Origin of the sequence: Psychromonas sp. KJ10-2, from assembly GCF_047323255.1 — a bacterium.
GTDB lineage: Bacteria > Pseudomonadota > Gammaproteobacteria > Enterobacterales > Psychromonadaceae > Psychromonas.
In genome coordinates, this window is sequence record NZ_CP178827.1 from 2786048 (window position 1) to 2805029 (window position 18982).

Genomic DNA, 18982 nt, shown 5'->3' on the forward strand with positions numbered 1-18982 from the left:
AAAACAAATGATTAAGCGTAAAAAAGAACATATGGATTTAAAAAATCAAATCTACCGTACTGTTGCTAGCTCTACTGCAATCGAAACTGGTGAATCTATTCGCGAGCTCGAGAAGAAATTGAAAAATAAAGAAAGTAAATTCAACTGGCTGACTTTAGCGTAAGTACATCATTTATTAATCTTTCCATATGTTGGTAATCTCCAGTAACACCTGCTTGAATAGCTTTAAAATAAAACGTTTTATTTTCATCCCAAAGGTCATAGTTTAAAAGTGCAAAGCCAGCCTTATCTGCAATCACATCCAGTAATAATCGTGCAATTCGACCATTACCTTCTCTAAATGGATGGATCAAAATAAACTCAACATGTACCTTTGCTAAGAAATGGATAAGGGATTCTTCACTTGTATTCGATAAGTCATCAAACTTACTGAGTAATGATTTTTCAAAGTGTTCTAAAAGGTTAGGGATTTGTCTAGCTGATGCAAAATCAAAGCTTCCTTTTCTCATATTTACAGATCTTGCAGTGCCTGCCCATTCATAGATATTACCTAACCACTTTCGGTGCCATTCATTAATATCGGTAACCGTTAATGAGTTTAACTGTGGCTGTGTCTCATCAAATAGATGCTGGTATAACTGAACAAGCAGAAGACTTTCAACCTCGTTTATTTCAGCTTCAGTAATGATACCAAGTAAATTTTTAAGCACCTTAGAATCAGAGCCAGCTTGGAACTCACCTTCTGTTGAATTTACTTCATATTTTTTAGCCATCAGTGATTCCTTAAAGCGATTTATCGATCAGATTGTTTATTCGTTTTAAATATTAGGCTTTGCTTAAAAGCAGTTCTGCTCTCATTTCGTTTAAAATATCATCTTTACTAATAACTTTGCTTGCTCCATTTTTTCTCTAATTGCACTCCTCTGATTAGCGATAGTGCCACGACATATTGATGCTAGTTCAGCTAGTTTGGGTTCTGATAAATGGCCTGAGCCATAAAGTGTTTTTATGAAATTTTCTGGCATTTTTTCATTGATTTGATTCATTAGGTGTCCAAGTGATTTCATATCAATTGACGAGTGAATTTTTTCAATGGCACCAGACCAAGCCATTTTTGAAATATCATTTTTAGATAATTCAGGTGAATGTATGAGAATGTGAATAGAAGAAAAATCAGTTTTTGTTAGATCAAAAGCGGTATGTTCGAAGCCTGAAATTATTTGAATCGAGGTGTTTTTTTCGACTGCATGTAGGGTCATCGACTTGGAAAAAAACTCTGTAGATGAGCTCGGAAGCTTTTCAATGTTGAATAATTTTTCTATTGAAATACAAAATTCAAATGCAATTTTTGCATTTTCATGAATCTCAAAAGTTAGATTTTTCTTCTTGCTAGCACTCAGAATTTTGACCATATAACACCACTTCAATTGCCATTTCAGTATAAATACTATACGATTTGTTGTGACCAAAAACAAATTAAATACCGTAATAATAGGTGTTTTGTGATGTTAAATGGTGTTAATTATTTTTCTTTAGATTGCTTTTAATTGTATGTTTTATATGAAGTTATTGTATTAATTGGAGTTTTAAAGTTAAAAACAAAAACTTTGTGGTAAGCCTTCCAAGCTGATGATGCGGGTTCGATTCCCGCTGCCCGCTCCAACTACTTCTACTTTAAAACCAAGCACTTGTGCTTGGTTTTTTTGTTTCTGCTGTTTTAAAAATGAAATTTGTGGCCGCTTTGTGGCCAATTTGTGACAGCAAGTTTTAAACCTCTTCTTTTTGAGCTTCACTCTCTGATTCAAAAATCTCACCAACAGATACATTTAAATACTCACAAAGTTTATCTACAACTTCTAATTCGACTCTTGTTGCTGTTTCATTATATAAGCGAGTAATTGTTCCTCGATTAATACCAGTATCTCTTGCTACATCTGCAATTTTTAGTCTTTTACTTCCCATTATTGTGGATAAATGACACTTCAAAATGACCTCCAATGTTTAAAAATGTTCTATAGCGAGTTAAAAAGTCTTGCAAAGACAAATTTTAATGCTATATTTTAATCTCCTAGAGAGCATTGTGCTCTTTAAGATGTAATTTTGAATATTAGGAGATTGTACGATGGATATTACCTATATGACAACATCTGAGTTATCACAACGTATTAAATATGATCAACGCACTATTCGAGAACAATTAAAGGATTCAGTTCTTTTTGAAGGAGTGCACTACATTCGCCCATTCGGTGGAAGAAAGATTTTATATATGTGGGAACGAATTGAAGAAGAAATGTTACATGGTATTTCAATTAACTCATTAACAGCGGGGATGTAATTATGGGGAATATTAGCGCACGAAGTGGAAAACTAGTTGTAGAATTTCGAAATCAAGGTATCAGATGTAGAGAGCAAACAAAGTTGTTAGATACTTCTGTAAATCGTAAACGTATGCAGAAATTATTAAAAATAATCGAAGCTGAAATCGTACTTGGCACTTTTGATTTTTGTAAGTATTTTCCAGATTCAAAACGAGCTACAAAATTTGAAGAGCATAAACAACGCAAGCAAACAGCATCCCATCATTTTAACAGTGCTGATGCACCAACAGTAAAAGAATTTTCCGATATTTGGTTTGAAGAAAAGGCAATTGAATGGCGTAAAAGTCATAAAGAGTCGATTCAGGGAATATTAGAGTCACATATTCTACCTGCTTTTGGAAAGATGAAAATCAGCGTCATCAAAAAACAAGATATCTTAACTTTTCGATCTGCTCTCGCCAAAGTTCAGGGTCGAAAAGGAAAAGTATTATCTCCATCGCGTATCAATCATATTATGACACCTTTAAGAATGCTGCTCAATGAAGCCGCTGACCGCTATGAGTTTACGTCACCTTGGAAAAATATAAAAGCGTTAAAGGTACCGCGTACTGAAGTAGATCCATTTTCACTTGATGAAGTTGAAGCCTTAATTGATACCGCACCTGATAGCTTTAAGCCTTATTACATTACGCGGTTTTTCACCGGATTAAGAACAGGTGAAATAGATGGCCTGAAATGGAGTAACGTGGATTTAATTAATAAGCAAATTTACATCACGCAAAGTTTGGTTAAAGGAATAATAAGCGATGTAAAAACTGATGGTTCAAATCGAGTTGTCAAATTAACGGATAGGGTCGTTGAAGCATTATATAAACAGTTGAAGATAACCAAACACTGTAAATCCTTTGTATTTTGCAAACCAGATGGAGAACCACACAACTATCAATCTATTAGTCGTAGTATTTGGGAGCCAATGTTACAACGATTAAAGCTTAAATACAGGAACCCATATCAAACAAGACATACCTATGCCACTTTGCTACTTGCAGCTGGTGAGTCCCCTGAGTGGATTGCACAGCAGATGGGACATACCACTACAACTATGCTTTTCCGTGTTTATTCACGTTATGTACCCAACTTAACCAGGCAAGACGGTAGTGCTTTTGAACGTTATATTGATACACAAGGAGAGGGTAATGCTTAGTATTCAAGATCATCCAATAGTACAGCAGCTCGATAGCCAAATATCACAAGGTGAAGCTTACTTATTAAGCTTGCAAGTAAAGCGTGTAACACTAACTAAATCGTTATTAAGATCGACCTATGAAGTTGCTCAAATTATTTGTCGTAATTTATACATAACACAAAATAAAAGAGAAGTGGCTTTGTTATGTGGCTACGAGTATTTAACCAATATTCAAATGGTGGAACAGTGGTTGCTTGAGCAATTAGTAGAGCTAAATCAATCTTATTTCTCTTGTCCTGTTAGTGAATTACAGAATCGTTTATTAATGAAGTTGAATAGTTTAAAGCAAGATTATTTTTTAAGTTAATTTTAAGTAAAATAAAAAGTCAGCGGTTACAAAAAGTGACGGCTGGCTTTTCTGCCCACCCGTACCCGTAATCACATGTTATGTTTCGGTTGATAGACATTAATTCAAAGTACTGACTATGTTTTTTTAATACTGTTTGAATCGAGCTTTAAGTTGTTGCGGTAAATACATCTTTTAACATTGAGGTGCTCACTTCCTCTTGGGGCTTCAAGTAACCAAATAGCTGAATATTCAACATTGATTTGATCCTTTGATTACAATCAAAGCTAACACAATTAAGCCTTCTACTTTTGAATCACTTTATGTATCGCTAACACTTTAGCTTTTATCGCACAAAGGAGCATATAGCGAGATAGAAATTTTGCTCTATTTATTTGTTGAATTATCCAATTCACGCTTACCTATCTCTCAAGAAAGCACATATGCAATAAGACCATTACAAATTGTAAAGTATTTTTCTATGTTTATAATTTATGAAAAATATTATCAAATGGACTGACTGTTCCAGCGTGCCTTTCTCCAATCACGTGTGTGTATATTTCAGTTGTTCTTAAATCCGAATGCCCCAGCAACGTTTGCACTGTTCTTATATCAGTCCCATTAAGTAATAAGGCCGTTGCAAAACTATGTCGAAATGTATGTGCTGATACTTTTTTATTGATCTTTGCTTTTATGACCGCTTGTCGCAAATGGCGAGTTAATGTTGATGGATGAATATGATGGCGACAAATATATCCATCGATAGGATGTTCGCAACGAGTAGAGGAAGGGAATAAGAAAATCTTTCATTGCTGCTTTATATTTTCTATGTAATGACGCTGGTACTGAAGTTAAACCAAATCCATCAAGTAAATCTTGTTTGTGTATAGCTTCAACCTGGTTTATTTGGTGAGTAATAATTTCATTAAGCTCTTTAGGTAATATTGTTAATCTATCTTGTTGTCCTTTCCCTCTAAAAATAAATATCGTTTGGTTTGAAAAATCGATATCTTTTACACGTAACCTTAACACTTCATTTAAACGTAAACCTGAGCCATAAAGGATAGAAGCAATTAGCCTATAAGGCATTTTTAAGTGGCTAATAATAGCTGTTACTTCATTTGGAGAAAGAACAGTTGGAATGTTTTTAGGACGCTTAGCGTATGAAAAATTAAACCGTCAAATTGTTGTTCTAACATGTGCTTGTACATAAATACTAACGCGCATAAAGCTTGATTTTGAGTCGCTGCGCTAACACTTCTATTAACGGCTAAATAAGTTAAGAAATGATTTATTTCCGCTGCGCCCATTTCTTTAGGATGCCTTTATCATTAAAAATGATAAAAAATTTTACCCAATATAAATAACTTTTTTCTGTTTGTAGACTATATCGAACAAGTAAGGTTGAGCCTCAATGATGTTAATAAAGATTACGGTGTTACTTTTGTTAAAATAGCTAACAGATTTGGTGAGCAATCACCTTTGTGTGCCAAAAATGCCTAACAAGTGACTATGGTGTCAAACCCTAATTTATATTCATTTCAGGATCCCACATGACACCATCTCTAACCATTGAATTTAGTTTGATTATCATTTTACGAATACAATCGATAATAGTTGTTTTCTTTGGTTTTCCCGCCGCTAATAAACGCTGAAATGCCCCTTTAAAAGCGGGAGAAAGATGCATTGTTGACACCATTGCCATCTAAATCACTATTTGTCTTTTATGGCGGCCTTCTCGATTATTCCGTTGACCTTTATAATGCACACTTTATATATTAAATAGTGAAACACCAATTAATGATGCAGCTTATTTATTGGTTAAATACCCGAACTCGAGCATGTCACTTAATAAATTAAAAACAACGACATTTTTAATACCTAGCATACTTTGAATTATTTTATTTTTAGTTTTGTATTCATTGTACTTTTCAATCGCCTTAGATAATTTTTTAGAAGCAAGTAGAAATATTCTCTGTAAATTAATTCATCTAATTATGAATATAAACCACATCGATATTACTTTTTGACATCTCCATAATTCATCAGTTAACAATAAACGAGGAATTTTAAAGTGTATTTATGTTAGCAATTTAGAATATAGTTATTGCAATAAAGGTTTTAAAAAGAAGTATGTATAAAAATATTATGATTCTCTGTCTATTAAAAATGTAGTGTTTAAAAAATATTTTGGTGTTCCGTTTAGTTCCTACAAAAATAATATTATTGTTGTTTGTGCTAATTTATAAATTCTTAATCCGTTACCATTGTCAATGATGGATATTGTATGGTTTGAAAAGGTATATATACATGTCACTAAATAAAATTCAGAAAGAGCTTAAAGAAGCAATTGAGGGCTTGATAGACGCAGCTTGTAACTATCGGCTTGACGAATTTGAAACATTGTATGATCCAGAATTGATGATTGTTATGCTTCAGCCAGATGGTATTACTTTAAATTTCGATTATCAGAAAAACATGGAATTCTTTCGTAATTTAAGAGATTCTGGTGCACCACCAATCGATAAAACAGCGGAATACAACTATATTGACGGACGTGATCAGTCTGGTTATGTCATTGTTACAAGGCAGATGGACTTGGGGTATGGCCCAAAGAAAATTATTTTTAATCTCATGCTTGATAAATCCAGTGGTTCATGGAAGTTATACCGTGAACATGCTGTCGTAGTATATTAATCTTAACAAGATAGTTGGTCTCCTCGTACCCGTCGGCCCAAGTTTGAGCTACTACAACTTGAGAGAATTCAATGTTATGAGAAATAGTATTATAGGCGTTGATTTAGCACTAAAAGCTATTCAACTTCGTGTATAGACAAATAACAAGGTGCCATCTAACGGTCTTCCGCCGACTTTATAGACATTTTAATTTTCAATTAAGTATCTTTATTCATACTAGTCTGGAAACACATGGCCAAGGTGGTTATACAATCGCTTTCAATTGTAAAACACCTCAATATAATTGAACAAGACTGCTCGTGCGGTATTTCACATTAAAGGATTAGTGTTTATCTCCTTCCTTTCTTGTGTCTACTTTCAATTTATTCATTGGCTTTGGTGTTTTTGTTAACATAGTTTTTGCCTAACTTTTGTTGGTAGAGATAATCAGTAGATTAGTAAATGATTCAAAGTTCGTTTTAGTGGCTAAGTTACGGTGGTGTTTTTAAATACTCAATTCCATCAATTAATTTTTAGTGTTGTTGATAACTAAAATATTTAACTATCAACAACTAACAATGCATTAAAGAAGGGCATAAAACAGTGGCTGTTTTCGTTCCTCAATATTTTAGCCAACAATTTTTTGCCTCTTAACGGGGCGTTATGTTTAATATAATCATTCGAATAAGGTAGATAATATGGAATTTACAATTTGGCTTTCTTATGTTGCAATGATTTCTGCTCTTATAGCTTTTCCTGGACCTTCATCATTGTTAATTACAATGCATGGCTATCAATACGGCTTTAAAAAAAGCAACTATACAATCATAGCTAATTTGCTCGGTTCATTAGTTTTAATGGTTTTATCAGCTCTTGGCTTAGGTGTTTTAATTTCAACATCTGAAACCTTATTCTCTTTGGTTAAATATCTTGGTGCGGTTTATTTAATTTATATTGGAGTTAAAACTTGGCGTAATTCAAAAGTAACAACAAACAATAAAAACACAAATAATTTAAACCATGAATCAAACATTTCCATTTTCAAACAAGGTTTCTTTACAGGTATCAGTAACCCGAAAGACCTAGTCTTTTTTGCAGCTTTATTTCCTGTTTTTATTAACTCTCAACAACCAATTATTGGTCAGTTTTTTATTCTTATGTTTACTTGGTTGATAATTGATTACATCATTAAAATTATCTACTCACTAACAGGGAAAAGAATAAACAAAAAGTTTTCTAATAGTACGTTTGTGACTATATTCAATCGAATCACTGGTGGTATGTTTATTGTTGCAGGCATTGCATTAGCAGGGGCAAACAATAAATAATCACACAACAAGTTGCTGCATTGGAAAAACTACTCGCTGGCGTTCGCATTTTTCGACTGTGCAAAGCGTTATGAGTTTAGTCAATTTATCACTCGGAGTTTAATAAATGGAATTAACTATTGGTAATGTTTCAACATGGTCATTAAGAGTTTGGATATGTAGTCAATTAGCACAATTAGATGTCGCAATTAACGTAATTGACTTAACCAAGCCAGATTATAAATCAGAGATTTTAAAGTACTCAGCAACTGGTTTAGTCCCGTCCTTAAATGAAGGTACTTTTGTGATTCATGATTCGCTGTCAATTTCTGAATTTTTTAATGAATGTTCTGAAGGTGCTCTTTATCCGAGCCAAAGCTCTGAAAGAGCTTTGGCTCGGAGTTTGTGTGCTGAGTTACACTCCGGTTTTATGGGGCTAAGATCACAATGCCCATTTTCACTAGAGCAAGTTACACCATTATTAGAGTTTAATACCGACATTGAAAATGAGTTAATTCGCATTGAACAGATTTTCGAAACAGCACATTTACCATTTATGTTCAACTCTGCGGGTATAGTCGATGCGTTTTATTCTATTCTTGCCTTTAGGCTAAAAGCATATGGTATCCAGCTTCAAGGTAAAGCTGGAGAGTACCAAGAAAGTCTCTTAAATTGGATAAACTTAAAGCAAGCTATAGAGCTCGCCCAAAGCTGGAGAAATGCATAACAAGTCATTAAAGCAGGACAAAAAATAGTTGGTTTTTACTCGTGACTCGCTTATTTTAACCAACTATTTTATGCCTTTTAATGATGATGAGTTGGGCATACTTAGGAAATCCAGTGAAATGGAAGCTCAAAGTGTACTCATTGAAATTAAAAAGTAATAGTAAAGACCAAGTTGAAGATTGGATTAATTTTATTAACCAAAATAAAAAAGAGGCGCTATCTACTCTCAAAAACGAACATGTTGTCTTAGAAACATTTTTCAACTTGAATTAAATGGTAAGGATTATTTAATTTGCTACATGAGAGCGCAGTCGATGGCATATGCAGTAAAAGCTGTTAAAAGTTCTGGAACAATAGTAGATGACTATCATCAAAACTTTAAAAAAGAAACTTGGTCAAAAGTTATACCTGCTAATGTGAGCCTCGATTTATCTCTGATAGATTAAGGAATAGAGTATGCCTAACAAGTCGTTTACAAGGACAAAAAACAGTTGGCTTTTACTCCTCCGTTGCTTATTTTAGCCAACTATTTTATTGCCTCTTAACGAGGGTTTAGCTGACCACCATAATAAGGAGAAAAATTTGAGTAATACAGAATATCCAATTAAAGGTTCATGCCAATGTGGCGGAGTTCAGTATGAGTTATTGGAGCCGCCTTTGTTCGTTGCTGCATGTCACTGTAAAGAGTGTCAAAAATTATCCACTAGTGCTTTTAGTATAACTGCTATGATTAATGTGGATAGCGTCAAGTTTCAAGGAGAAATGAAGAGTTGGAGTCGGGTTGCGGATAGTGGTAATACCAGTGGTGCGATGTTTTGCCCTAGATGTGGGAATAGAATCTACCACTTTGATCCCAATGAGCCTAGTAAGCTAAAACTTAAGCCTAGTAATTTATCAGACACCAGTATTATTAACCCTACTATTCATGTTTGGGTAAGCGAGAAACAAGATTGGTATCAGATTCCTGATGGAGTCAAAGTTTTTGATAGACAGCCATGAAGCAGCAGCTAACAATACGCTGCAATGTTTGCCGGTGAGCTTTGCGTTGAGGCTGTAGAGTTTCCCCCAAGAGCGTGTTTTTATCTTTTTCCGATTAAGTCTGGCTGTAAAAAAACAACCTTTATTGAGTTGGGCGAGTGTGACCTAATAGTTATTATTCGTTTATAGATAAACACTATGGGTAACTACAAACCTGACTTATCTTGCAAAAGTATATTCATACAGGTTGATTTCGTACAGCAAATTATCCCTGGCACTTTTGAATACGCACTTTCACACATCGTCGATAAACACATTGATTTAAGCTTATTCGATAAATGGTATGACAACGACAAAGGTGGTGTCGCAGCTTATCCACCATCAGTGATGTTAAAGATAGTTCTGTTTGGTTATTCAGGTGAGGTAGTTAGTAGCCGCTTTAAAAAATTTGTAACTATATAGTTAAATCTTACCATTGGTTTCCCTATGGTCTCTTGTTGCTATATAGCATTGCCAATTATTTTAGTCATACTACGTGCAATTATATGGTGAGCAGGCTTAACAGGAAGCATATATAGACGTCCTACCCAACTTTTAATATGTACTATAGTAGATACTGTCACTTGTACTTTACCATTTAATGGCTCTAAATTTTTATGAATAGATACTATTACTTTAAGGTGTTTATCGTTATCTCCCAGTAATGCTTCATGTTCATTTTTATCTATTAAGGTAAAAATACCGACGCGCTCTCCAATTTTATATTCAGAGCTCGGTTTACAAAGATCTATATCAGAGAGCTTCCCCAAATTCTTAAGCCCAAATAGCCTAGCTATGTGGTTTCTTAATACCATCAAAAAATCAACCCATCTTGGAGTTGTGCTTAAAACTCTAAGAAACTGATCTAATGGGTCCAGTTCTGGTAATATCGAATTAATTTTCCAAGCATCATAAAAATAAGCATCACTTGTTGTATTTGCTACATTGCTATTTGCAGGTACTGATACCGGAGTGGGATATTCATATACAGGCTTTATCTAGTTAGCGCTGTTTTCACAATTGTAAGGCCTACTAAACCTAAAATAGCACCAGTTGCTTTATCTATATAGTAAGCAATTTTTGAAAATTTGCGCCTTGCTTTTTTACCTGATAAAACAAACACAATTGCAGAGTCCCAAAAAATACTAATGATGTCATCCAAATACCCAGTAGAATCTTAAATGTAAGGCTTACATCTTTGGTTAATACAACTGTAAATAAGCTCAAATAAAATAGGACATTTTTAGGGTTTAAAATTCCAGACATAAAACCAACAATAAATTCCTTAAAGAATGTAGTTTCATTATCCAATCCATCACTTACTTGCTCTGATAAATCTTCATAATCACTTTTTTTTGTACGTAGAGCTTGGATTGCTAAATATAATAGGAAGAGCCCTCCAGAAACTTTTAATCCGATCATAATAAATACTGAGTTAGCTAATAACGAGCCAACTCCAATTAAGCATAATGCAATATATAATGCGTTTGCAATTGAAATTCCTAGTGCGACACCAACAGCTTTTTTTCTATCATATTTTAAGGCACTTTTTACTAGAATAACAAAGTCAGGGCCAGGGCTAATAAGGGCTAAAAAATGAGCAAAAGCAACAGTTGCAAAGATTCCAATTAAACTTATTTCCATCATATTGATGTTATTCCTTAAAATTAATTTTTCCGGTAAAGTAACTTAAAGTAAGCTTGATAATTCATTATTTATCAAATTAAGTTCTATTTTCTGGAACTGCCATTTTTTCTGCTTTATGAGAAGCTTTCAAAAGCGCTTCATAAATGGCTCGGTCTACATGCTGTGCTTTTAATTCATTAACGCCTTGTTCTGTTGTTCCATTTGGAGTCATAACATCCTGAGCTAAAGTAGCAGGTAATTTATCAGATTTCTGTAACATCTTACCGCTACCTTCTAAAGTTTTGGCAACTAGTCTTTTAGATTCAAAATAACTAAAACCTAATTCTTGAGAAGCTTTAATCATAGCTTCTGCAATAACCATTATATATGCAGGGCCTCCTCCGCTAATACCAGTTGCTGAGTCAATTAGACTCTCTTCATTTACAAAAAATAATTCACCTAAGTACTGGGCTGATTCAATAAATGAGGAGTAATTAAAGTCAGATATACCATTGAAGTATATTGGAGTTATACCATCTCCGTTTTCACATGGTGTATTTGGCATACATCTAACAATTGCTGAGTGGGGCGAATGCCTAATAATTTCTTCACAAGACACGCCTGCCATCATCGAAATGATTAAAGACGGGGAGCTATCTTCTAAATAAATATTTGGTAGATCTTGAGGTCTGACCCCTAAAAAGAATATCAATATCGGTAGGTAGATATTCTTGGATATTATGAGCGCCCAAATCCCTAGCGTGTTCAAGTTTTTCTCTATCTTTATCAACGACTGTCACATTCCATGATTTTAAAAAATATGGTGCTGTAGCTTTGAATACTGAAAACCCCATATTACCCACGCCTAAATAGACACAATTTTTATTATTCATTTGCATTTTCCGTTTTTATCTTAGATGTATTTTCATTTATATGAAGTAAAGTCATGAATATGATGTGTCATTACTTACAACACCTTAATAACAACCATAATCCGTTCAGCCGATTAACTTATATTGTGAGACCATCTTATTTTTTAGTTATGACTGAGATATAGTTATGATTAATAATGCAAAAAAATCAGTTGCATTAAATTTTCAAATACGACTGAATTCTCTTATTTAAAGTTTAAATATCTCTACTCGTTTATTCAGTGCAGCTGCAATATCTAATAGCCCTTGCGCTGCTTCTGTATTTTTATCTGACGTACTCAGCGTGACTTTCGCAATGTCATTAATATCAACAATGCTTTCATTAATCTCACCTGCAACAAGTGTTTGCTCTTCTGCTGCTGTTGCAATTTGATTGTTCATGTCTTGAATAATAGAAACTGAGTTACGTATTTCTTCTAGTGCATTATTTGCTTCTTGTGATTTTTTAGCTGTTGTATTAGCGTTATTAACATTAATGTGCATCAGCTCTACAGAGTTTTTAGATTCGTTTTGCAAACTATTAATCATATTCTGTATTTCAGAAGTGCTTTCTTGTGTCCTATTCGCTAAGCTTCTGACCTCATCAGCAACGACAGAGAAGCCTCGTCCAAACTCCCCTGCACGGGCTGCTTCAATAGCTGCATTTAAAGCCAAAAGGTTCGTTTGCTCTGAAATTGCGCGAATCACTTCAATAATTTTTCCTATATTGTCAATTTCACCTTCCAAGTTATTCATTACATGTTGCACATTGTTAATCCCCTCTACTAAGGTTTCAATATTGGTATTCATATCATTCACCACGCCAATCCCTTGGTTTGAATGAGTGTTTGCTTGGTCTGCAGCAGAAGAAGCTTGTAATGCATTACGCGCGACTTCATCAACGGTCACGGTCATTTGATTCATTGCTGTTGAAGTTTGCTCTAACTGCATCATTTGTGATTCAGAGCTGCTATTCACGCTTTTAGCAGATTCAGAGATAGTTTCAGAAGAAGCTGTTAACTGTGTTGTTGAGGTGTTAATGCCTTCGATAATTTCTTTTAAACTATCAATCATTATGAGTAATGCTTTGTAAATACCTGTTTCATTACCAGTTGAAACTGGAATTTTTTGTAAATCCCCCTGTGCAATTCTTTGTACAATACCTTCTATTTCAATGGGCTCACCACCAATTGGGCGGTAAATTATTTTCATTACAATCAGGTAGACAAGACAAAGTGAAACAAGAATAAAGATGAAGGCCATTAATAAACTTGTTTTTAAATTTGCATTAGATGCTTGGTTTATACTATCCCATGTGTTCCATGACCAGGTTACCCAACCAAACTCTGCAGATTGTTGTGATGTCACAGAATAAGATTTCCCGTCAAGTTGGTAATTGTGATAACTGGTGATATCGTTTTGATATTTTTTATAAGATGGACGTATATCATATAAATTTTTACCTATCATCGCTTTATCTTTAGCAGCCATGATATAGCCATCTTCACGGCTAACAAAAAGTTGGTTTTTGGGGTTTAGTTTATTAATGAAATTTGTTATTTGAGTAATGTTAATGTTCAAGCATAAAACACCTACTATTTCACCATTTCTTCTAATAGGAACTGCTAATGACATTACATCAGGGCCAAGAGTACTTTTATAGGGTGTAGTGATAACTCTTTTTCTCCTGACATAGGCCGTAAAAACCACTCCCTTTTTTCTCACGAGCGTTAAAATTTGGGTTAAGACCTTTATAACCATAAGCATAGGTTTTTGCATTTTTAGTTGTAATAAAAGCATCTAAAACACCTAATTTATTAGTTAATGAATCCAGCATAAGTAAAGTTTTATCGATATCTAATAATCCGCTCTTATCTATTTCAATAGTATCTGTAGTTACCTCTAACGTATCAAAATAACGATTCATTTTTTCATCGAGAGCTTTGGATATTAAAAAAGCTTGCTCTTTAGTATAAGCCCCATTGTGGTAATTGGATGCGGATTTAAAATTTAAATAGCCAACGATTGATACGGTTAAAATAGAAAAGGCTAACAACACGCCTATTAATAATAATATTTTTGCTCTTGCAGTCATCATATTCCTTAACATTTATTCTTATGTTGATTATCAAACTAATATGTATGTTTTTTAAATTAAAAAAACTGTTCGGGGTATTAATAATCTTTTTGTAGGCACTTATTTTTGAAACCTTTAATGGTATAAGTCTATTCTAAATTGCTAACATAAATGGACTCTAAAATTCCCTTTTTACTGCCAAATGATGAATTATGCTGATATCAAGCAATGTAGATGTGGTTTATATTCAACATAAGATGAATTAATTTACAGGGAGTTTTATGAATGTAAAAAACGTAAAAGCAGGTCGACCTAAACAACTTGATTCCTACCATGTATCAGCAAGACATAATTTAGTTGAAGCTGCTAAAGTCTGTTTTTCAGAGCGCGGTTATGACAGTGTTTCAACTCGAAAAATAGCTAAAAAAGCCAATGTTGATGCGGCAATGATCCGTTATTATTTTGGTTCAAAAGAGGGGTTGTTTGAGGCGGTAATACAAGAAACACTTGCCCCCATCTTCGATCAACTTGGACAAGATCTGACGCATTCTTCTCAACATAATCCATTAATGCTTATGCAGACTTATTATAAAATTATGGCGACAGCGCCCTTGTTGCCAAAACTGATGCTGCATGTGCTTAATCAAAAAGATAACCCTAAGACGTTCACTATTTTAAGCAAAGTGTTTGATGATTTGTTGAAGCAGACTGAAAGTTGGATAAATACATTTGATGAACAAGGGGATTTGAATCCAAACCTTGATCTTAAGTTAATTCCTTTAAGCTTTATTAGCTTAATGGTGTTTCCGTTATTGGCGCCTGTATCAATACAAAAAGAATTAGGTATTGAATTAAATGAAGACTGGTTAATGCATTTGGCTGGACATAATCAGGTATTTTTAGAGCAAGGTCTGTTTAAATTCTCAGGCTCTAAAGTTAGCGATGTTGAGGGAGAAAAATCGTGATCAAAAAAGATATATCTTTACTTTTATTAATTACGTCATTTTTTTTAACTGGATGTGGAACTCAGGATGTCAATTATGCAATGGGAACGGTTGAGCGCGATCGCATTAAGCTTTCAGCTCCTGCGTCAGAAAAAATTGTTTATATCAATGTTCATGAGGGTGAGATTGCTCATATAGGTGATGTATTGATACAACTTGATGCTAGCCGAGCCAATGCGATGCTTAGTGAGAGACGTGCGGAGCTGGCTCAAGTTATTTCGGTATTAGATGCACTGAATAAGGGAACCCGTATTGAACAATTGAATGCCGCTAAAGCTGTGTTGGAGGAGACAGAAGCTGACAGTCAAGAAGCTGAGAGACAGTATAAACGTATTAGTAAATTGTTCAAAGACAAGGCTGTAGGTATTGCTGAGATGGATGTCGCAAAGACACAAAGAAACACTAGTAAAGCTAAGAAACAACAAGCTTATGAGCAATGGTTAGAATTGAAAAATGGTGCTCGCCAAGAAGATTTAGATCAAGCAGAAGCTCGGGTCCGTGCAGCAAAAGCAGCTTTATTGTGGCAACAAAAAGCAGTCGATGAATTAACTATTACCTCTCCAGTTGACGGCATTGTTGATAGCCTACCTTGGAATGAAGGTGATTTTGCCAACGCAGGAGCCGAGTTAGTTAATGTATTAGCCAATGCAAAACCCTTTGCTAGAGTGTATTTGCCAGCATCGGCTTTAACTAAAATAAAGGCAGGCGGTGCCATTAAAGTCTATGTCGATGGTATTAAAAAACCAGTTGAAGGTAAGGTTCGTAATATTCGTTCTCAACCAGCTTATAGTCCCTTTTATGCGCTCAATGAACGAGATAGATCGCGATTAATGTATTTGACTGATATTGACTTAGTGAATGAGAGTGATTTGCCAACTGGTTTAGCCGTCGAGGTACATTTGCCATGAATATAAATAGTGAGCAAGCAATAAACGGAGTTGAATATGCTATTCAGGCAAAGGGGTTAAGCAAGCATTTTGGCAGTAAAGTGGTGGTTAATAAACTTGATTTAAATATCCCCAAAGGTTGTATTTATGGTTTTTTAGGCCCTAATGGGTGTGGTAAATCAACCAGCATTCGCTTACTCACTGGTTTATTAACGGCTACAGAGGGTAATGTCACTATTTTAGGTGAGCCACTACTAGGCCACGAAGAGTCACTTAAAAATCGTATTGGTTACATGACCCAAAAGTTTTCTTTATATGACAACTTAACGGTACAAGAAAACATTAACTTTGTTGCCGCTATTTATGGCTTTTCAGGAAAGCGTAAACAAAATAGAGTGACAGAACTACTCGCGCTCTATGACTTAGAACAGCAAGCGAAACAATTCGCTGGTTCTATGAGTGGTGGGCAAAAGCAACGCTTAGCGTTGGCGTGTGCAATATTGCACTCTCCTGAATTGTTATTTCTTGACGAGCCCACTTCAGCCGTTGACCCAGAAAATAGACGTGAATTTTGGGAACGATTGTTTGATTTAAGTGATGCTGGAACCACTATTTTAGTATCCACACACTACATGGATGAAGCTGAGCGTTGCCATGCACTGGCTATTTTAGAACAAGGCAATAAGCGTGCAGATGGCTCTCCTCAAGCATTAATGGATGCTATTCCAGCCCATGTAGTTGAAATAAGTGGCGATCATTTAAGACAATTAAAGCAGACACTTACAGCAAACTCAAATGTGTTATCAGCGGCACAAGTGGGAAATCAACTCAGAGTGTTAGTAAAACACAGTGTACTAGAGCCTTTAAATTTCATCGCAAAAATAAGTGATAATCGAGAAGCCTTAATCGTGCGTCCAAGCCTTGAAGATGTGTTCGTTGCTAATACCGGGGGTCGACATGTGGAATAGAATTTACGCTATTTTTATTAAAGAGGTAAAGCAGCTTTCCAGGATCGTATGAGCTTTGGGATGATTATCATGATCCCTTTAGTGCAGCTCATGTTATTTGGTTATGCCATTAATACTGACGCAAGGCATATCCCTGTTGGGTTGGTGGATTTCAGCCAAACATCTCAAAGTAGAGCCATTGAACAAGCTATCTCAGCTACACAATCCGTTAATTTTGTAACGCAGTATTACTCTATTAAAGATGCAGAATTAGCTATCATCAAAGGTAAGATAAAAGCGTTCTTGTATTTACCTAGTGACATGACTAGACGCTTGTTTGATCATCCTCTTTATAATAGTCAGCAAACTTACTCGGTAATGACTAAACCTGTTGGACAGTGGGTAGTTGATGGCTCTGATACTGTCATCGCATCTACTATTAGGGCGCTACGAAATATGCCTTTGGATGAAATAGCGGGGCGTTCTTTTTCGCAAAAAACGCCTAGCTTTGCAGTCGTACAGTATTTCAATCCAGAGCAAAGAACAGTCGTTAATATTGTTCCTGGTTTAGTCGCCGTAATTTTAACGATGACCATGATTTTGTTTACTTCATCTGCATTGGTACGTGAACGAGAACAGGGCAATATGGAGTTTTTAATTACAACACCAGTGCGTTCTATTGAGCTAATGGTTGGAAAAATCTTGCCTTATGTGTTGGTTGGTTTAGCACAAGTGGCGATTATTCTTGGTGTAGGGTATTGGATTTTCTCGGTCAATATTCATGGTGGTATGGGGTCTTTACTCGCTGGTTCTATTCTTTTTATTGCAGCCAGTTTAACTTTAGGGCTAGTGATCTCAACCATTGCCCAAACACAACTTCAAGCGATGCAAATGACCATCTTTATTTTACTTCCCTCGATATTACTCTCAGGGTTTATGTTTCCTTATCAGGCCATGCCATATGCTGCACAATGGATTGCTGAAGCATTACCAGCAACTCATTTTATGCGCATGATTAGAGCCATTGTATTAAGAGATGCCAACATCTTTTTGTTAAGCAAAGATGCAATCTGGTTAGGTTTGTTTATTCTAGGCGGACTCATTATTGCTTCTTTACGTTTTAATAAAAAATTAGGGTAAAGACCATTAGACAGTTCATTGATGGCAGTTCTTTTTTCTATCGAAGCTGCTTAATTATGACAGGGTGAAATAGATATTTAATCGTTAATATTTTTAAAACGAGCCTTCATTTAAAAAACAAATTCAGCTCTGAATTAATCTCAACAACCTAACCATTCAGAAAATCTGAATTATCAATCCTGATAATCTTGATTTTAAAAATTAATAAGTGAATTTATACTAACTGAATCAATTGATAATTATTGTATCTAAAAAATTAAAAATTAAGGAGTAAACAATGAGTGTAACGAATAAAATAATAGGTTTAATGTTGTTAATGATGACTATGCACTCAGTCAGTGCTAATTCAATCACACGAAAAGATAAATTTTTTCAACCAATCAACATTGGAGAAAAATTTACATTTGTTAAATCTCAGACAGTTGAGATAGCGGCAGGTATTTCTGCTCCTATTCATGCTCATCCAGTACCGACTTTTGGCGTGATAAATAAAGGAATGATTGTCTTTCAAGAGCAAGGAAAATCGCAAGTGATCCTAAAAGAAGGGGATACTTTTTTTGAACCTCAGAACGTCAATATTATGAAATTTAATAACGAAAGTAATCAACCCGCTGTTTTCACTGTATTTTATATTGTGGAAACTGATAAAGCACCTACCATTAAAATGGACATGGTAATATCAGAATAATAAATAAAGATATTAACTATTCATTTTCAAATGATAATTTGACAGCCATTGCCCCTAATATAAAAAGTAAATTAATAGATAAATAAAATTTTATTTATTTAGGAGTGATAATACGGTTGCCCTGTA

25 protein-coding genes and 3 pseudogenes are annotated in these 18982 nt (G+C 34.7%); 15 read left to right on the top strand and 13 right to left on the bottom strand.

Going from position 1 to position 18982, the window contains the following annotated elements:
* Nucleotides 1-7: 7 nt before the first annotated feature.
* Entirely contained in the window at nt 8-163 is a 156-nt protein-coding gene (locus tag ACLKL2_RS13525) for a hypothetical protein (RefSeq protein WP_413692107.1), read from the top strand.
* On the opposite strand, the gene ACLKL2_RS13530 is transcribed toward ACLKL2_RS13525, so the two are convergent.
* The 3 genes from ACLKL2_RS13530 to ACLKL2_RS13540 all read right to left on the bottom strand — a co-directional run bounded on the left by ACLKL2_RS13530 (nt 141) and on the right by ACLKL2_RS13540 (nt 1986).
* The gene (locus ACLKL2_RS13530) at nt 141-773 is read right to left on the bottom strand and encodes a Fic/DOC family protein (protein ID WP_413692108.1); all 633 of its coding nucleotides are present in this window, start codon (nt 771-773) and stop codon (nt 141-143) included. The genes ACLKL2_RS13525 and ACLKL2_RS13530 overlap by 23 nt on opposite strands.
* A 90-nt stretch (nt 774-863) precedes the next feature.
* The gene (locus tag ACLKL2_RS13535; protein ID WP_413692109.1) at nt 864-1412 is read right to left on the bottom strand and encodes a hypothetical protein; all 549 of its coding nucleotides are present in this window, start codon (nt 1410-1412) and stop codon (nt 864-866) included.
* A gap of 355 nt (nt 1413-1767) precedes the next feature.
* On the bottom strand, nt 1768-1986 hold the full coding sequence (locus ACLKL2_RS13540) for a helix-turn-helix domain-containing protein (protein ID WP_409440183.1): 219 nt from the start codon (nt 1984-1986) through the stop codon (nt 1768-1770).
* Between the two features lie 136 nt (nt 1987-2122).
* On the opposite strand from ACLKL2_RS13540, the gene ACLKL2_RS13545 reads away from it, so the two are divergent.
* The 3 genes from ACLKL2_RS13545 to ACLKL2_RS13555 are packed head-to-tail and all read left to right on the top strand — an operon-like array spanning nt 2123 to nt 3871.
* Nucleotides 2123-2335, top strand: a complete 213-nt coding sequence (locus ACLKL2_RS13545; RefSeq protein WP_409440182.1) for a hypothetical protein — start codon at nt 2123-2125, stop codon at nt 2333-2335.
* 2 nt (nt 2336-2337) lie between these two features.
* Nucleotides 2338-3522: an Arm DNA-binding domain-containing protein gene (locus ACLKL2_RS13550; protein WP_409440181.1), complete on the top strand. Its 1185-nt coding sequence runs from the start codon at nt 2338-2340 to the stop codon at nt 3520-3522.
* Nucleotides 3515-3871 carry a hypothetical protein gene (locus ACLKL2_RS13555; protein ID WP_409440180.1) on the top strand — a complete coding sequence of 119 codons (357 nt, stop codon included), beginning with the start codon at nt 3515-3517 and terminating at the stop codon, nt 3869-3871. Before ACLKL2_RS13550 ends, ACLKL2_RS13555 begins: the two co-directional genes overlap by 8 nt.
* 464 nt (nt 3872-4335) lie before the next feature.
* Here ACLKL2_RS13555 and ACLKL2_RS13560 read toward each other — a convergent pair whose 3' ends face one another.
* The 4 genes from ACLKL2_RS13560 to ACLKL2_RS13575 all read right to left on the bottom strand — a co-directional run bounded on the left by ACLKL2_RS13560 (nt 4336) and on the right by ACLKL2_RS13575 (nt 5555).
* Entirely contained in the window at nt 4336-4560 is a 225-nt protein-coding gene (locus ACLKL2_RS13560) for a tyrosine-type recombinase/integrase (RefSeq protein WP_409440179.1), read from the bottom strand.
* Nucleotides 4526-4939 carry a tyrosine-type recombinase/integrase gene (locus ACLKL2_RS13565; protein ID WP_409440178.1) on the bottom strand — a complete coding sequence of 138 codons (414 nt, stop codon included), beginning with the start codon at nt 4937-4939 and terminating at the stop codon, nt 4526-4528. Before ACLKL2_RS13565 ends, ACLKL2_RS13560 begins: the two co-directional genes overlap by 35 nt.
* A gap of 23 nt (nt 4940-4962) precedes the next feature.
* Complete coding sequence (locus ACLKL2_RS13570) at nt 4963-5160, bottom strand: phage integrase N-terminal SAM-like domain-containing protein (protein WP_409440177.1); 198 nt, start codon at nt 5158-5160, stop codon at nt 4963-4965.
* A 215-nt stretch (nt 5161-5375) separates the two neighbouring features.
* Nucleotides 5376-5555, bottom strand: coding sequence for a hypothetical protein (locus tag ACLKL2_RS13575; RefSeq protein ID WP_413692110.1), 180 nt, complete (start codon nt 5553-5555; stop codon nt 5376-5378).
* Nucleotides 5556-6160: 605 nt separating this feature from the next.
* On the opposite strand from ACLKL2_RS13575, the gene ACLKL2_RS13580 reads away from it, so the two are divergent.
* The 6 genes and pseudogenes from ACLKL2_RS13580 to ACLKL2_RS13605 form a co-directional block, all read left to right on the top strand.
* Nucleotides 6161-6547: a hypothetical protein gene (locus ACLKL2_RS13580; protein ID WP_409440176.1), complete on the top strand. Its 387-nt coding sequence runs from the start codon at nt 6161-6163 to the stop codon at nt 6545-6547.
* A gap of 677 nt (nt 6548-7224) precedes the next feature.
* Nucleotides 7225-7854 carry a LysE family translocator gene (locus ACLKL2_RS13585; RefSeq protein ID WP_409440175.1) on the top strand — a complete coding sequence of 210 codons (630 nt, stop codon included), beginning with the start codon at nt 7225-7227 and terminating at the stop codon, nt 7852-7854.
* Between the two features lie 106 nt (nt 7855-7960).
* Nucleotides 7961-8560: a glutathione S-transferase gene (locus ACLKL2_RS13590; protein WP_413692111.1), complete on the top strand. Its 600-nt coding sequence runs from the start codon at nt 7961-7963 to the stop codon at nt 8558-8560.
* Between the two features lie 86 nt (nt 8561-8646).
* Nucleotides 8647-9005 (top strand): annotated as a pseudogene (locus ACLKL2_RS13595) (DUF6176 family protein).
* A gap of 136 nt (nt 9006-9141) precedes the next feature.
* Nucleotides 9142-9558, top strand: a complete 417-nt coding sequence (locus ACLKL2_RS13600) for a GFA family protein (RefSeq protein WP_409440173.1) — start codon at nt 9142-9144, stop codon at nt 9556-9558.
* Between the two features lie 177 nt (nt 9559-9735).
* Nucleotides 9736-9975, top strand: a pseudogene (locus ACLKL2_RS13605) (transposase); the annotation flags it as partial.
* A gap of 62 nt (nt 9976-10037) precedes the next feature.
* On the opposite strand, the gene ACLKL2_RS13610 reads toward ACLKL2_RS13605, so the two are convergent.
* The 6 genes from ACLKL2_RS13610 to ACLKL2_RS13635 form a co-directional block, all read right to left on the bottom strand.
* Nucleotides 10038-10574, bottom strand: a complete 537-nt coding sequence (locus ACLKL2_RS13610; RefSeq protein WP_413694324.1) for a DUF2867 domain-containing protein — start codon at nt 10572-10574, stop codon at nt 10038-10040.
* Nucleotides 10575-10638: 64 nt separating this feature from the next.
* Complete coding sequence (locus ACLKL2_RS13615; protein WP_413692114.1) at nt 10639-11223, bottom strand: LysE family translocator; 585 nt, start codon at nt 11221-11223, stop codon at nt 10639-10641.
* Between the two features lie 76 nt (nt 11224-11299).
* A complete protein-coding gene (locus ACLKL2_RS13620) occupies nt 11300-11767 on the bottom strand; it encodes a pyrroline-5-carboxylate reductase family protein (RefSeq protein ID WP_413692115.1) in 468 nt (155 codons plus the stop codon).
* A gap of 88 nt (nt 11768-11855) precedes the next feature.
* The gene (locus tag ACLKL2_RS13625) at nt 11856-12095 is read right to left on the bottom strand and encodes a hypothetical protein (RefSeq protein WP_413692116.1); all 240 of its coding nucleotides are present in this window, start codon (nt 12093-12095) and stop codon (nt 11856-11858) included.
* A 228-nt stretch (nt 12096-12323) separates the two neighbouring features.
* The gene (locus ACLKL2_RS13630; protein WP_413692118.1) at nt 12324-13748 is read right to left on the bottom strand and encodes a methyl-accepting chemotaxis protein; all 1425 of its coding nucleotides are present in this window, start codon (nt 13746-13748) and stop codon (nt 12324-12326) included.
* A 22-nt stretch (nt 13749-13770) separates the two neighbouring features.
* Complete coding sequence (locus ACLKL2_RS13635) at nt 13771-14211, bottom strand: hypothetical protein (protein WP_413692119.1); 441 nt, start codon at nt 14209-14211, stop codon at nt 13771-13773.
* Nucleotides 14212-14471: 260 nt separating this feature from the next.
* On the opposite strand from ACLKL2_RS13635, the gene ACLKL2_RS13640 reads away from it, so the two are divergent.
* From ACLKL2_RS13640 to ACLKL2_RS13660, 5 genes and pseudogenes are all read left to right on the top strand, one after another.
* Nucleotides 14472-15155: a TetR/AcrR family transcriptional regulator gene (locus tag ACLKL2_RS13640; RefSeq protein ID WP_413692120.1), complete on the top strand. Its 684-nt coding sequence runs from the start codon at nt 14472-14474 to the stop codon at nt 15153-15155.
* Nucleotides 15152-16102 (top strand): HlyD family secretion protein, encoded by a 951-nt coding sequence (locus ACLKL2_RS13645; protein WP_413692121.1) that lies wholly within the window; start codon nt 15152-15154, stop codon nt 16100-16102. The genes ACLKL2_RS13640 and ACLKL2_RS13645 overlap by 4 nt, the downstream gene beginning before the upstream one ends.
* Before the next feature lie 20 nt (nt 16103-16122).
* A complete protein-coding gene (locus tag ACLKL2_RS13650; protein WP_413694325.1) occupies nt 16123-17049 on the top strand; it encodes an ABC transporter ATP-binding protein in 927 nt (308 codons plus the stop codon).
* Nucleotides 17039-18168: pseudogene (locus ACLKL2_RS13655) on the top strand (ABC transporter permease). Before ACLKL2_RS13650 ends, ACLKL2_RS13655 begins: the two are co-directional and overlap by 11 nt.
* A 277-nt stretch (nt 18169-18445) precedes the next feature.
* Nucleotides 18446-18856 carry a cupin domain-containing protein gene (locus ACLKL2_RS13660; RefSeq protein ID WP_413692122.1) on the top strand — a complete coding sequence of 137 codons (411 nt, stop codon included), beginning with the start codon at nt 18446-18448 and terminating at the stop codon, nt 18854-18856.
* Nucleotides 18857-18982: the final 126 nt, after the last annotated feature.

Coding starts and splice junctions, on each gene's coding strand:
- ACLKL2_RS13565 (WP_409440178.1), bottom strand. CDS start 4,939: ATGCCTTATAGGCTAATTGCTTCTATCCTTTATGGCTCAGGTTTACGT.
- ACLKL2_RS13630 (WP_413692118.1), bottom strand. CDS start 13,748: ATGTCATTAGCAGTTCCTATTAGAAGAAATGGTGAAATAGTAGGTGTT.
- ACLKL2_RS13525 (WP_413692107.1), top strand. CDS start 8: ATGATTAAGCGTAAAAAAGAACATATGGATTTAAAAAATCAAATCTAC.
- ACLKL2_RS13535 (WP_413692109.1), bottom strand. CDS start 1,412: ATGGTCAAAATTCTGAGTGCTAGCAAGAAGAAAAATCTAACTTTTGAG.
- ACLKL2_RS13590 (WP_413692111.1), top strand. CDS start 7,961: ATGGAATTAACTATTGGTAATGTTTCAACATGGTCATTAAGAGTTTGG.
- ACLKL2_RS13555 (WP_409440180.1), top strand. CDS start 3,515: ATGCTTAGTATTCAAGATCATCCAATAGTACAGCAGCTCGATAGCCAA.
- ACLKL2_RS13620 (WP_413692115.1), bottom strand. CDS start 11,767: ATGCCAAATACACCATGTGAAAACGGAGATGGTATAACTCCAATATAC.
- ACLKL2_RS13545 (WP_409440182.1), top strand. CDS start 2,123: ATGGATATTACCTATATGACAACATCTGAGTTATCACAACGTATTAAA.
- ACLKL2_RS13580 (WP_409440176.1), top strand. CDS start 6,161: ATGTCACTAAATAAAATTCAGAAAGAGCTTAAAGAAGCAATTGAGGGC.
- ACLKL2_RS13575 (WP_413692110.1), bottom strand. CDS start 5,555: ATGGCAATGGTGTCAACAATGCATCTTTCTCCCGCTTTTAAAGGGGCA.
- ACLKL2_RS13635 (WP_413692119.1), bottom strand. CDS start 14,211: ATGATGACTGCAAGAGCAAAAATATTATTATTAATAGGCGTGTTGTTA.
- ACLKL2_RS13615 (WP_413692114.1), bottom strand. CDS start 11,223: ATGATGGAAATAAGTTTAATTGGAATCTTTGCAACTGTTGCTTTTGCT.
- ACLKL2_RS13530 (WP_413692108.1), bottom strand. CDS start 773: ATGGCTAAAAAATATGAAGTAAATTCAACAGAAGGTGAGTTCCAAGCT.
- ACLKL2_RS13625 (WP_413692116.1), bottom strand. CDS start 12,095: ATGAATAATAAAAATTGTGTCTATTTAGGCGTGGGTAATATGGGGTTT.
- ACLKL2_RS13585 (WP_409440175.1), top strand. CDS start 7,225: ATGGAATTTACAATTTGGCTTTCTTATGTTGCAATGATTTCTGCTCTT.
- ACLKL2_RS13570 (WP_409440177.1), bottom strand. CDS start 5,160: ATGGGCGCAGCGGAAATAAATCATTTCTTAACTTATTTAGCCGTTAAT.
- ACLKL2_RS13550 (WP_409440181.1), top strand. CDS start 2,338: ATGGGGAATATTAGCGCACGAAGTGGAAAACTAGTTGTAGAATTTCGA.
- ACLKL2_RS13640 (WP_413692120.1), top strand. CDS start 14,472: ATGAATGTAAAAAACGTAAAAGCAGGTCGACCTAAACAACTTGATTCC.
- ACLKL2_RS13660 (WP_413692122.1), top strand. CDS start 18,446: ATGAGTGTAACGAATAAAATAATAGGTTTAATGTTGTTAATGATGACT.